General features: G+C 65.4%; 8 protein-coding genes. 6 read left to right on the plus strand and 2 right to left on the minus strand.

Going from position 1 to position 12891, the window contains the following annotated elements:
* The first annotated feature begins 6 nt into the window (after positions 1-6).
* From addB to trxA, 3 genes are all read left to right on the plus strand, one after another.
* Positions 7-2994 carry a double-strand break repair protein AddB gene (gene addB, locus WFP44_RS02775; RefSeq protein WP_336924826.1) on the plus strand — a complete coding sequence of 996 codons (2988 nt, stop codon included), beginning with the start codon at positions 7-9 and terminating at the stop codon, positions 2992-2994.
* Positions 2991-6458, plus strand: coding sequence for a double-strand break repair helicase AddA (addA, locus tag WFP44_RS02780; RefSeq protein WP_336924827.1), 3468 nt, complete (start codon positions 2991-2993; stop codon positions 6456-6458). Before addB ends, addA begins: the two co-directional genes overlap by 4 nt.
* A 77-nt stretch (positions 6459-6535) precedes the next feature.
* Positions 6536-6856: a thioredoxin gene (gene trxA, locus WFP44_RS02785; RefSeq protein ID WP_336924828.1), complete on the plus strand. Its 321-nt coding sequence runs from the start codon at positions 6536-6538 to the stop codon at positions 6854-6856.
* Here the strand turns inward: trxA and WFP44_RS02790 are convergent.
* Positions 6853-7641 (minus strand): inositol monophosphatase family protein, encoded by a 789-nt coding sequence (locus tag WFP44_RS02790; RefSeq protein ID WP_336925033.1) that lies wholly within the window; start codon positions 7639-7641, stop codon positions 6853-6855. The two genes, trxA and WFP44_RS02790, sit on opposite strands and share 4 nt — an antisense overlap.
* A gap of 17 nt (positions 7642-7658) precedes the next feature.
* Entirely contained in the window at positions 7659-8885 is a 1227-nt protein-coding gene (gene argJ / locus WFP44_RS02795) for a bifunctional glutamate N-acetyltransferase/amino-acid acetyltransferase ArgJ (RefSeq protein WP_336924830.1), read from the minus strand.
* Between the two features lie 110 nt (positions 8886-8995).
* On the opposite strand from argJ, the gene WFP44_RS02800 reads away from it, so the two are divergent.
* The 3 genes from WFP44_RS02800 to WFP44_RS02810 all read left to right on the plus strand — a co-directional run bounded on the left by WFP44_RS02800 (position 8996) and on the right by WFP44_RS02810 (position 12879).
* Positions 8996-9262: a hypothetical protein gene (locus WFP44_RS02800; RefSeq protein WP_336924831.1), complete on the plus strand. Its 267-nt coding sequence runs from the start codon at positions 8996-8998 to the stop codon at positions 9260-9262.
* A gap of 87 nt (positions 9263-9349) precedes the next feature.
* Entirely contained in the window at positions 9350-12103 is a 2754-nt protein-coding gene (secA, locus tag WFP44_RS02805) for a preprotein translocase subunit SecA (RefSeq protein ID WP_336924832.1), read from the plus strand.
* A gap of 35 nt (positions 12104-12138) precedes the next feature.
* Positions 12139-12879, plus strand: coding sequence for a sulfite exporter TauE/SafE family protein (locus WFP44_RS02810; protein ID WP_336924833.1), 741 nt, complete (start codon positions 12139-12141; stop codon positions 12877-12879).
* Positions 12880-12891 lie beyond the last annotated feature (12 nt).

The raw sequence follows: 12891 nt of genomic DNA on the forward strand, positions 1-12891 counted from the left end.
GCGCTGATGGCAGGCGAGGCACCCCGCATCTATTCGATCGCCGCGCATCGCGGCTTTGCCGATGCGCTGGTGGCGGGGCTGGTGCCGCGCTATGCGGAAGCCGGCTTTGGCCTTGCCCGCCTTACGCTGCTGCTGCCCAGCACCCGTGCCAGGCGCACTCTGGAGGAGGCCTTCATCCGCCATTTCGGTGCGCAGGGGCAAAACGGCCTGCTGATGCCGCGCATGGCGGTGGTGGGTGATCTTGATCTGGATGAAGCCCTTGGCCCGCTGATCGACAATCTGGGCGCAGGTCTGGGCGTGCCACCCGCCGCCGATCCGACCGCGCGCTGGCTGACGCTGGCGCGTCTCCTGCGCGAGGAATTGGGCGCGGATGCTCCGGGAGATGCGGCGCTGCTGCGGCTTGCCTTCCAACTGGGGCAGACGATGGATCGCCTGCTGGTGGAGGAAGTCGCGCCCGAACGTCTGCTTGACCCCGCCACGCTGGGCTTGGCGGAGGATCTGGCGCAGCACTGGCTTGCCAGCCTGCGCATCTTCCTGCGCGTGCAGCACCGCTGGCGGGAGCATCTGGAAGCGAGCGGGCAGGTGGACGCGGCAACCCGGCGCAACCTCCTGTTTTCGCAAGCCGCGCGGCGCCTGCGCGCCAATCCGCCCGCAACACCGATCGTGGCGGCAGGCGTGACCAGCGCCGCGCCTGCACTCGCCCGCCTGCTGCGCGCGGTGGCCGATTTGCCGGGCGGGGCGGTGATCCTGCCCGATCTCGATCTGTCCATGCCCGATGCCGCATGGGACGAGCTGGGCAGCGCGGGAGCAGCTGAGGGCGAGGAGGGGCCGTTTGGCAAGGGCGATGCGCTGACGCATCCGCAATATCATCTCAAACTTCTGCTGGGGCGCATGGGCATTGCCCGCGCCGAGGTGCAGCCGTGGCACCGCGCGGGGCTGGGCAAGGGGCCGCCCGAACGCAGCCATGCGATTTCCAGCCTGTTCCTGCCCCCGCAGGCCAGCCGCGCCTGGGCCGACCTGTCTGCTGAAAAGCGCCGTCTTTCCGGTGTGCGGTTGATGGAAAGCGCGCATCCGGAGGAGGAGGCGCAGGCCATCGCCCTGCTGGTGCGCGAGGCGCTGGAGGAACCGGATAAACGCGTGGCGGTCGTCACCCCCGATCGCGGCCTCGCCGCGCGCGTGGTGCAGCATTTGCGGCGCTGGCATATCGAGGCGGATGACAGCGCGGGCCGCCCCTTGCCGCAGACCGCCGCGGGGCGCGTCATCCTGCTGCTGGCCGAGGTGATGGCGGAAAATGCCGCCCCCGTGCCGCTGCTCGCCCTGCTCGGCCATCCGCTCGTGCGGCGCGGGGTTGCGCGCGAAGCGTGGCTGAAGGCCGTGCGCCGGTTGGAACGACGCCTGCGCGGCCCGCGCCCGTCGCCCGGCCTTGGCCCCTTGCGCGCCATCGCAGACGAGGCGGGCCTGCACGAGTGGTGGGGCGAGGTGGAGGCGATCCTTGCCCCATTATGTGATCGGGCGGGCAATCCGTCGGCAAGCCCGCTGCTGGCCGACCAGCTCGCCGTCTTGCAAAAGGCGGGCGAGGCGCTGTGCGGCGAGGATCTGTGGGCGCGCGAGGATGGCCGCGTGCTTTCGCGGATGTTCGAAAATCTGCGCCTGCACGCAGGCGAAGCGGGAACGCAGGTGGCGGCGGACCAGATAGGCAGAGTGCTGCGCGATGCGATGGAGCGCGAAGCGGTGCGCCCTCCCTATGGCGGGCATCCGCGCGTGGCCATTTATGGCCTGCTCGAAAGCCGGATGACGCGTGCCGATCTGGTGATCTGCGCCGGGCTGAACGAAGGGGTGTGGCCGCAGCCGCCGGGCAATGATCCGCTGCTTGCCCCGGCGATCCTGCGTGCGCTGGGTGTTCCGGGCGCGGATTTCCGCATCGGCCTTGCCGCGCATGATTTGGCGGGTGCCTTGGGCGCGCCGCAGGTTGTGCTGAGCCGGGCGCGGCGCGATGCGGGGGGGCCGGTGATTGCCTCGCGCTTCTGGCTGCGCGTCTGCGCACTGCTGGGCGACAATCTGCCGCGCGACATTGCCGCCGCGCCCGCGATCAGGATGGCCCGCGCGCTCGACGATGCGCCGCGCGTGCCTGCGCATCCGCGCCCTTCACCGCGCCCCAGTGCCGATCAGCGGCGACGCGGCGAAGTCAGCGTTACCACGCTCGACCGGCTGCGCAGCGATCCGTACCAGTTCTATGCGCAAAAGGTGCTGGGACTGTCCGAGCTGGAACTGCTCGACGCCGCGCCCACGCCCGCCTGGCAGGGCATTCTGGCCCACGCCATTCTGGAAGACTGGCACGAGAGCGGCGGCACTGCCGATCTGGCCGCCTTGGCTGAAATCCATCTGGAGGAAATGCGCGCCCACCCGCTGATGCGGGCACTGTGGAAACCGCGCCTTCTCAAAGCGCTCGAATGGGTCAAGCTGACGGTGGAGGCCGAACCTGCCCGCGTGCCGGTGGTGTGGGAGGAAAAGGGCCAGATCGACTGGCGCGGCATCACCATTACCGGCAAGGCCGACCGGATCGACCGGCTGGACGACGGCACGCTGGCCATTGTCGATTACAAGACCGGCGGGCCGCCTAACAAGAAGCAGGTGGAGGCGGGCTTTGCCATGCAACTGGGCACGCTGGCCCTGATGGCGGAGCGCGGCGCATGGCCCAAGGCGACCGGGCGCCCGGCGGTGTTCGAATACTGGTCGCTGGGCAAGCACAAGAACAGCCCCACGGGCTTTGGCTATGTGGAAGTGCCGTTGAAGGTTGGCGCTGCGAGAACAGGGCTGCTGCCCGAAGAATTTCTGCCCAAGGCCCGTGCCTTTCTGGATGACGCGATCGACCGGTGGATCCTCGGCGATGAAGGCTTCACCGCGCGCCTCAACCCCGATGCCAAGGTCTACAATTCCTTTGACCATCTGATGCGTCTGGAGGAATGGATGGGGCGCGAGGAGCCCGAGGGATGAGCGGCAAGTTGTTCCGCCTGCAGGATAACCAGCGCGACGCGGTGGATCCGCAGGACAGCGTGTGGCTGTCCGCCTCTGCCGGGACGGGCAAGACGCAGGTGCTGTCCGCCCGCGTGCTGCGCCTGCTTCTGCGGCCCGATGTGCGCCCCGATAACATCCTGTGCCTGACCTTCACCAAGGCAGGCGCCGCCGAAATGGCGACCCGCGTGAACGAGGTGCTGGCGCGCTGGGTGCGAATGGATGATGCCGAGCTGGCGGGCGAGCTCGACAAGATCGGCGCGGATATGGGGCCGGAGACAGTTTCCCGCGCCCGGACGCTGTTTGCCAGCGTGCTCGATTGCCCCGGCGGGGGCCTGCGGATCGACACGATCCACGCCTTTTCGCAATGGCTCCTGTCCGCCTTTCCGGCCGAGGCGGGGCTGGAAGCGGGTGCGCGGCCGATGGAGGACCGCGACCGCGATCTGCTGGCGCATAAGGTGCTCTCGCAACTGGTGGCCGATTGGCAGGAGGAGCACGACGGCGAAGCGATCGCGGCGCTGGAAATGCTGTCCGAACGGCTGTCCCCGGACGAAACGCGCAAATGGCTGGTGCAATGCGCCGCTGCCCCTGCGGCATGGCACGGCCCCGGCGCGTTTCAGCCGCCGATGCGCCCGCTGGTCCATGCGCGGCTGGGGCTGGCCGAGGGTGAGACGCGCGAGGGTGTCGCCGCGTGGTGCAGCGATGCGCAATTCGATTGTGCGGCACTGCGACAGATAGCCGACGCCTATCATGCGTGGGGCACGAACAACGCGCAGCCATATGTAAACGAGATCAACCGCTGGTTCAGCCTTGATGAGGCTGGGCGGCTGGATTGCCTGGCCAACCTGCGCAACAGGTTGTTCAACGCCGAAGGCCAGCTCAAATACGCCAAGAATATCGCAAAATTCGATCCCGACATCGGCGCAGCAGGCGATGACCTGCTGACCGGAATAGACGCTGTGCTTCAGCGCAAATGCCTGTTCGACCTTGCCGATCTGCTGGCACCCGCGCTCGATATCGGGCGGCGCTATGCGCTGGCCTGGGAGGAGGCGAAGCGCCGCGAGGGGCTGCTTGACTTCGATGATCTGATCCGGTCGGCTGCGGCCCTGCTGGGCCAGGCGGGCGTGGGCGATTGGATCCGCTACAAACTTGACCGGCGCTTCGACCATATCCTGATCGACGAGGCGCAGGACACCAACGAGGCGCAATGGTCGATCATCGACGCGCTGACAGGCGACTTCTTTGCCGGGCTGGGCCAGCGCGACGACAAGTTGCGCACGCTGTTCGTGGTGGGCGATTACAAGCAGGCGATCTTCGGCTTTCAGGGCACCAGCCCCGAAAACTTCGCGGCCGCGCGCGACCGATACCGCCGGCAACTGGCCGAGCGGGTGGATAATGTGGCGGCGATGCGCGCCAATGTCGCCGCGCGCGAACTGGTCGAATTGCCGCTGGGCCGATCCTACCGCACCGCGCAGGACGTGCTCGATTTCGTGGACCGGGCGGTGGAGGCGATCGGGCCGGATGCGCTGGGGCTGACCGATGACTACGAACCGCATAGGGGGGATGCGGCGCGTCCGGGCCTCGTGCGCCTGTGGCAGCCCGTGCGTGCCACCGACAGCGACGAAGAGGGTGAAGGGGGCGAGGAGGGCGGCGATGCCGATCCCTGGCTCTCCGCACCTGAACGGCGCATGGCGGGCAAGATCGCTGCGCAGATCAGGGACTGGATGGATCACGGCTTTCCGCTGGTGAAAGGCGGGGCGCGCAATGCCGGGCCGGGCGATGTGATGGTGCTGGTGCGCAAAAGGCGCGAACTGGCGGGCCTCATCGTGGCGCGTCTGCACGCGGCGGGGGTTCCGGTGGCAGGGGTTGACCGGCTGCGGCTGGGCGCACCGCTGGCGGTGAAGGATCTGATGGCGGCTTTGCGTTTTGCTGTGCAGCCGGGCGATGATCTCAGCCTTGCCGCGCTGCTTGTCTCCCCCATTTTCGGCTGGAGACAGGAGGAATTGCTGCAGCATGGCTATCGCGGCAAAATCGGCCTGTGGGAGCATTTGCTCAAAAGCGATGCCCCGCGCGTGCGCGCGGCGGTGGAGATGTTGCTGGCCTTGCTGGCCCGCGCCGATTTTGAACCGCCGCAGGCCTTGCTTCACTGGATGCTGATCGGCCCATGGCGCGCGCGGGCGAAACTGACCGCACGGCTGGGCCGCGATGCGAACGATCCGATCGACGAATTGCTCAACGCCGCACACGCCTTTGCCGCAGCGCACGTGCCCAGCCTGCAAGGGTTCATCCACTGGTTCGATGCGGGCGCGGGCGAGCTGAAGCGCGAATCGGGTGAAGGCAGCGGCGCGCGGCAGGTGCGGGTGATGACGGTGCACGGCTCCAAGGGGTTGCAGGCGCCGATCGTGATCCTAGCCGATGCCACCGGCGATCCCCACAGGCCCGCCGTCAGCGCCAGCGAATTGCCGGGCGATGCAGGCCTTGGGCAGGTGGCGATGCCGCTGCCGCCGCTTGCCAAGGACATGAAGACCCCGGCGATTGCCGAAGCCGATGCCCAGGCGCAGGCCGAGAATCTGGCGGAGCATTGGCGCCTGCTTTACGTGGCGATGACCCGTGCAGAGGAGGCGCTGTTCATTGGCGGAGCGCTGGGGAAGAAGGAGAAGGAGGCCAAGCCCGACAGCTGGTATGCGCGCCTTGCCCCGCTGTTTCCCGAAATGCCCGAACACGATGCCATCTGGGGCGGGCGGCAGGATTGGGGATCGCTTCCCGAGCCGATCCTGAAAGTGCCTCAGGACGACCAAGGTGCACGGATCGAACTGCCCGGCTGGGCGCTGACACCTGTCGGCCCTGAACCGCGCCCGCCGCGCCCGCTCGCGCCATCTGCGGCCGGGCAGGAGCAGGGGGCCGATCCGCCGCTGCCGCCGGAAGTGGCGGCACTGGCGGCGCGGCGCGGCGTGCTGATGCACAAGCTGATCGAGCGGCTGCCCGATATCGCACCGGCGGATCGGGAAAAGCTGGGCAGCGCATGGCTGGCCCGGCTGGCTGCGGATCTGCCGGAAGCGGAGCGGACGGATATGCTCGCCCGATCCATCGCGGTTATTGCGCATCCGGATTGGGCGGAGCTGTTCGGCCCATCCGCGCTGGCCGAAGTTCCGCTGGCTGCAACGGTGGGCGGGCAGGTGATCGCGGGTACGGCCGACCGCCTGCTGGTGGAGGAGCACCGCGTATTGGTGGCCGATTTCAAGACCGCGCGCCGTCCGCCCGCTTCGCTCGACCAGATGCAGCAGGCGACGGTCCGGCAGATGGCTGCCTATGTTGCGGCGCTTGAAGTTATATTTCCGGGCAAGGCTGTGGAAGCGGCGGTGCTTTACACACAGACCCCGCAACTCATTGCCATTCCTTCAGAAATTTTGGCCGCGCACAAACCCGCCTTGGGGTCGGCAGAGTAAAGCTATGGCAGGGCCGTATTGCCCTTGGCTGCGCTGTGCCTAGATAGACGCCAATATCCGATTCAAGGAGTTTTCCGATGGCCACCAAGACCATTACCGATGCCAGTTTCCAGGCCGATGTGCTCAATTCCGATACCCCGGTATTGGTCGATTTCTGGGCCGACTGGTGCGGCCCATGCAAGATGATCGCGCCGGCGCTGGAAGAAATCAGCGAGGAACTGGCCGGCAAGGTGACCATCGCCAAGATGGACATCATGGAAAACACCGAGATTCCCGGCCAGATCGGCGTGCAGTCGATCCCGCTGCTGGTGCTGTTCAAGAATGGCGAACCGGTGGCGCACAAGCTGGGCGCTGCTCCCAAGAGCCAGCTCAAGGGCTGGATCGAAAGCGTCCTTTAAAGTCCGGCTATCCGCGCCGCCATCCCTTCCCACAGGGCAGGGCTGGCGGCGCCGATCAGCCCGCCGTGGGTGTCGCCGTCCACGCGGTAAGGTGATCCATCGGGACGCGCGGCCATGCCGCCTGCCTCGTTCAGCCAGAGCACGCCTGCCGCATGGTCCCACGCCAGCGTGCGTTCGAACAGCGAAACGTCGTTTTCGCCAAGGGCAAGGCGCGGATATTGCTCCGCCGCGCAATAGGGCACATCGACCAGCCGGTAATGCGGGGCGATGTGTTCCATTACCGCTGCGCGCTTGGTCATGTCCATGAACAGCAGCGATATGGCAGCGACCGGCTGCGCTTCGCCCGTGTGCCGCGCTGTCACGCGCTGCCCATCCACAAACGCGCCAGCGCCGCGATGCGCCGCGCAGAAACGCTGCGACAGGCAGTCGTAGATCCAGCCCGATTGCGTGAAGCCGCCTGATGCGCGCGCGATCAAAATGCCGAAAGGCGGCTTGCCGATGGCGAAATTGCGCGTGCCGTCCAGCGGGTCGATTATCCAGCAATCGCCCGAAAGACGCGCCAGCACGCCCGCATCGGTATGGGCCGCTTCTTCCCCCACAATGGCAATTGCGGAATCGAAACGCGCCAGCCCTTCGGCCAGCAGGGCTTCGGCCTCGCGGTCGGCCACGGTGACGGGATCGTCGATGCCCCCATCTTTGGCCTTGTCCTCGACTTCGCCCTTCGCCAGATTGCGGTAACGCGGCAGAATGGCCTTTTCCGCCACGCCGCGCATCAGCGCCAGCATCTCGCGGTCGAGAATGCTCAAGACCGGTAATCCGCGTTGATGGCGATGTAACCGTGCGTCAAATCGCAGGTCCACACCGTGGCGCGGCCCATGCCGAGGCCCAGATCAACATCGATGTCGATCTCGCGGCCCGCCAGATGCGCCGCCACGGGTGCTTCGTCATAATCGGCCAGCGGCAGGCCGTCGCGCGCCGCCCACACGCCGCCAAAGGCGATGGAGAGGCGATCCCGGTCCGCGGGTTGCCCCGCCTTGCCCACCGCCATCACCACGCGGCCCCAATTGGCATCGCCCCCCGCAATCGCGGTCTTGACCAAGGGCGAATTGGCAATGGCGAGGCCAATGATCCGCGCGCTTTCGTCGCTCACCGCGCCGGTGACGTTCACCGCGATGAATTTCTGTGCCCCTTCGCCGTCACGCACCACCAGATGCGCAAGCTGGCGGCACATATCCTCCATCGCCGCCATGAAAGCGTCCGCCCCCGGATCCTCGAAGCTGGAGATAAGCGGATTGCCCGCCTTGCCGGTGGCGAAGGCCAGCACCGTGTCGCTGGTGGAGGTGTCGCTGTCCACCGTGATGCAGCTGAATGTGCGCTGGTTCGCGCCCGAAAGGCAGGCTTGCAGGAAATCGGGCGCCACGGCGGCATCGGTAAAGATATAGCCCAGCATGGTGGCCATATCGGGTGCGATCATGCCGCTGCCCTTGATGATGCCGTTCAGCGTCACCCGCGTTTCACCCAGCATGGCCGAGACGGTCACGCCCTTGGCAAAGGTATCGGTGGTGGCGATGGCAAGCGCGGCTTCTTCCCACGAACAGGGCGGGGCGGTGAGCGCGGCGGCCACCCCTTCGCGCGCCTTGTCGCGTGGCAGGGGCACGCCGATCACGCCGGTGGAGGAAACAAATACCTCGTGCGGTGCGCAGCCCAGATGCGCGGCCACCTGCTGCATGATCTGCTCCACCGCTTCGCGCCCGCGATAGCCGGTGAAGGCGTTGGAATTGCCGGCATTGACCACCAGCGCGCGCCCGCTGCCCTGCGCCGCGCTTTGGCGACCCAGCTCAACCTCGGTCGAACAGCAGACATTCTTCGTGAACACGCCCGCCGCCACCGTGCCGGGGGCCAATTCCACATAGGTCAGATCCGCCCGGTCCCAGTTCTTGTACCGCGCCCGCGCCACGCGCAGCGTGACCCCGGCAATCGGCGGCATTTCGGGAAAGGGCAGGGCGAGAGGCGAGCGTTCGAGGTCCATGGAGCCCGCGCATAAGCCCTAAGTCTGATGCAAACAATCACCCATCATTCAGCACAAAGTAACGCGGCCAAAGTAGACACCGGCAGATAGATCGCTATTTGAAAGCCACGATGCTTCGCCAATTGCTCACCCTGCTGGCCGTTTTGACCGGGCTGACCACTGCGGTCGCGCCGGCTCACGCCATGAATCCAGGTGTGCAGGCGGTGGCCGTAGCGCAGGATGCCGCGGCCACTCCGGTGCAGGCGGAAGCGGTGGTTCTGGCAGAGAAGGCCGCGCGCCAGCGTGTGGCCGCACCGCAGGCGGATCGCGCCGCGCAAGGCCCAATCTTTCAGCCTGCCCCCGCCGTCATGCTCAAGGCAGACCGTGCGCGCGAATAGCGCGACGCAGCTTTTTCCCTTTCGCTGATTTTGCGTGGCCGCCGCCCCTGGCTGGCCGCAACCCTTATACAGAACAGGATAGCCCCCATGTGGCAGAAACTCGCCAAATCCCTCTTTGGCTCGGCCAATGACCGTTATGTGAAGTCGCTCGACAAGATCGTGGCGCGGATCAACGCGCTGGAACCGCAGCTTGCCGATTTTTCCGATGATGAGCTGAAAGCGCAGACCGCCAAGTTCCGTCTCAAGCTGGCCGAAGGCAAGACGCTGGATGATCTGCTGCCCGAAGCCTTTGCAACGGTGCGCGAAGCCTCGCGGCGCGTGCTGGGGATGCGGCATTTCGACACGCAGCTGGTGGGCGGCATCGTGCTCCACCGCGGTGAAATTGCCGAAATGAAGACGGGTGAAGGCAAGACGCTGGTGGCGACGCTGGCGACCTACCTCAACGCGATCGAAGGCAAGGGCGTGCACGTGGTGACGGTGAACGATTACCTCGCCCGGCGCGACGCGGAATGGATGGGCCAGTTGCACCGCTGGCTGGGCCTGACCGTGGGCGTGATCGTGCCCAATATGGCCGAGCATGAACGCCGCGCGGCCTACGCCGCCGACATTACCTATGCCACCAACAACGAACTCGGCTTTGATTACCTGCGCGACAATATGAAGCAGGATCGCAGCCAGATGGTGCAGCGGCCCTTCAACTTCGCCATTGTCGACGAAGTGGATTCGATCCTGATCGACGAGGCGCGCACCCCGCTGATCATTTCCGGCCCCACCGAAGACAAGAGCGATCTCTATGTCTCTATCGACGCGGTGGTGAAGGGGCTGGAGGAGCACTATTACGAAAAGGACGAAAAGGCCCGCAATGTCCAGTTGACCGAGGAAGGCGTGGAGGAGGTCGAACGCCGCCTGATCGCCGCGGGGCTGCTCGCGTCCGAAAATCTGTATGACGTGGAAAACACGCTGGTCGTGCATCACCTCGATCAGGCGATGCGCGCGGTCATCATGTTCAAGCGCGATACCGATTACATCGTCAAGGATGACAAGGTCATCATCATCGACGAGTTCACGGGGCGCATGATGGATGGCCGCCGCTGGTCGAACGGCCTGCATCAGGCGGTGGAAGCCAAGGAAGGCGTGCCGATCCAGCCGGAAAACCAGACGCTGGCCTCGATCACCTTCCAGAATTACTTCCGGATGTATCCCAAGCTGTCGGGGATGACCGGCACGGCCAGCACCGAAAGCGCCGAGTTCTGGGATATCTACAAGCTCAATGTGGTGGAAATCCCCACCAACAAGCCGGTTGCCCGCGTGGACGAGCAGGACGAATTCTACAAGAATACCGCCGACAAGTTCCAGGCGATTGCCAAGGCGATCAAGGAAAAGAACGAGATCGGCCAGCCGGTGCTGGTGGGCACCGTCTCGATCGAAAAGTCCGAGCTGCTCAGCGAATATCTCAACAAGGAAGGTGTGAAGCACGCCGTCCTCAACGCCCGTATGCACGAACAGGAAGCCTATATCGTGGCGCAGGCCGGCCGCATCGGCGCGGTCACCATCGCCACCAACATGGCCGGGCGCGGCACCGACATCCAGCTGGGCGGCAATGTCGAATTCCGCATCGAGGAGGAGCTGCGCGACCTGCCCGAGGGGCCGGAGCGTGATGCCGCCATCGAACGCATCAAGGCCGAAGTGGCCGAAGAAAAGGCGCGCGTGCTGGAAGCGGGCGGCCTGTTCGTGCTGGGCACCGAACGGCACGAAAGTCGCCGCATCGACAACCAGTTGCGCGGCCGTTCGGGCCGTCAGGGCGACCCCGGGCTCTCGCGCTTCTATTTGTGTCTTGAGGATGATCTGCTGCGCATCTTCGGCCCCGACACGCTGTTTGCCAAGATGATGAATTCCAATCTGGAAGATGGCGAGGCGATCGGTTCCAAATGGCTGTCGAAAGCCATCGAGACCGCGCAGAAGAAGGTCGAGGCACGCAATTACGAAATGCGCAAGCAGGTCGTGCAGTTCGACGACGTGATGAACGACCAGCGCAAGGTGATCTACGAACAGCGCGCCGAGATAATGGACGCCGATACGGTGGATGATGTTGTGGCATCCATGCGCACCGATGCCATCAGCGCCATCGTGGCGGCAAGCTGCCCGCCCGGTTCCTATCCGGAACAATGGGACATCGCCGGCTTGAAGGCGAAGCTTGCCGAAGTGACTGGGCTGGAACCGCCGATTGACGACTGGTTGCAGGAAGACGCGGTCGAACCCGACATGATCGACGAGCGCATACAGGAACTGGCCGCGCAGAAGATGGAGGCGACCACCGCCAGCATCGACCCGGCCATCTGGAAGCGAGTGGAAAAGAGCGTGCTGCTGCAACAGCTTGACCATCACTGGAAGGAGCATCTGGCCACGCTCGACGCGCTGCGCCAGGTCGTGTTCCTGCGCTCCTATGCGCAGAAGCAGCCGCTGAACGAATACAAGCAGGAAGCCTTCGGCCTGTTCGAGATGATGCTCGATTCCATCCGCGAAAGCGTGACCAAGGTGCTGATGACGAGCGAGTTCCGCATGGCCGAACCGCCGCCCATGCCCGCTTTGCCCAAACTGCCGCAATTCATGACCGGCCATATCGACCCGCTGACAGGCGATGACGATTCGAACGATGGCGACGGTTCGGAGCGTATGCCGGCGCTGTTCGGTGCGCTGGGCGGGCCCGTAATGGCGCAGGTGCCAGCAGGCGCGATGGCCGGCACGGTCGATCCCTACAAGGACATGAACGTCAACCGCAACGCGCCGTGCCCGTGTGGTTCGGGCAGCAAGTACAAGCATTGCCACGGGGCGGTCGGCTGATCTAGCATCGCTGACAATCAAGGGGATCGAACCGCATGGTAGAGAATGTAGATCTGCTGCTGGCGCTGTGCATGGCGCTTGCAGCCATCCTTTATTCCTCGGTCGGCCATGCGGGTGCTTCAGCCTATATCGCGCTGATGGCGCTGTTCGGCATCGAGGCGACGGTGATGCGGCCCACCGCGCTGGTCCTGAACGTGATCGTGGCCTCGCTTGCCTCGTTCCGGTTCCTGAAAGCGGGGCTGTTCAGCTGGCGCGCGCTGTGGCCCTTTCTTGTCACTGCCATTCCGATGGCATGGCTGGGCGGAACGATCCATTTGCCAAGCGAAATCTATCGGCCGCTGGTAGGCGGCGTGCTGTGGATTTCCGCCGCGCGGCTCCTGTGGCCACACGAACTGAAGGTGGAGCGGGAAAGCGTCAGTCCTCCGCTGCTCTTTGCGCTGCCGATGGGCGCGTTGATCGGCCTGTTGGCGGGGTTGACCGGCACGGGCGGGGGCATCTTCCTGTCGCCGCTGTTGCTGTTCATGGCCTGGGCGCCCACGCGCCAGGTGTCCGGCATCGCCGCCGTATTCGTGCTGACCAATTCGCTGGCCGGTCTTGGCGGGCAGATCGCCACGCTGGACGCGCTGCCGCCACAATTGCCGCTATATGCAGGGGCAGCGCTGATCGGCGGTATCATCGGCACGACGATCGGTATTCGCGTCAATACCAAGCTGATCCTGAAACTGCTGGCAGTGGTACTGCTGATTGCCGGGGCCAAGCTGATCGGGCTTTATTGATCTCTATCTTGC

Source organism: Alteraurantiacibacter palmitatis, assembly GCF_037154115.1.
Lineage (GTDB): Bacteria > Pseudomonadota > Alphaproteobacteria > Sphingomonadales > Sphingomonadaceae > Alteraurantiacibacter > Alteraurantiacibacter palmitatis.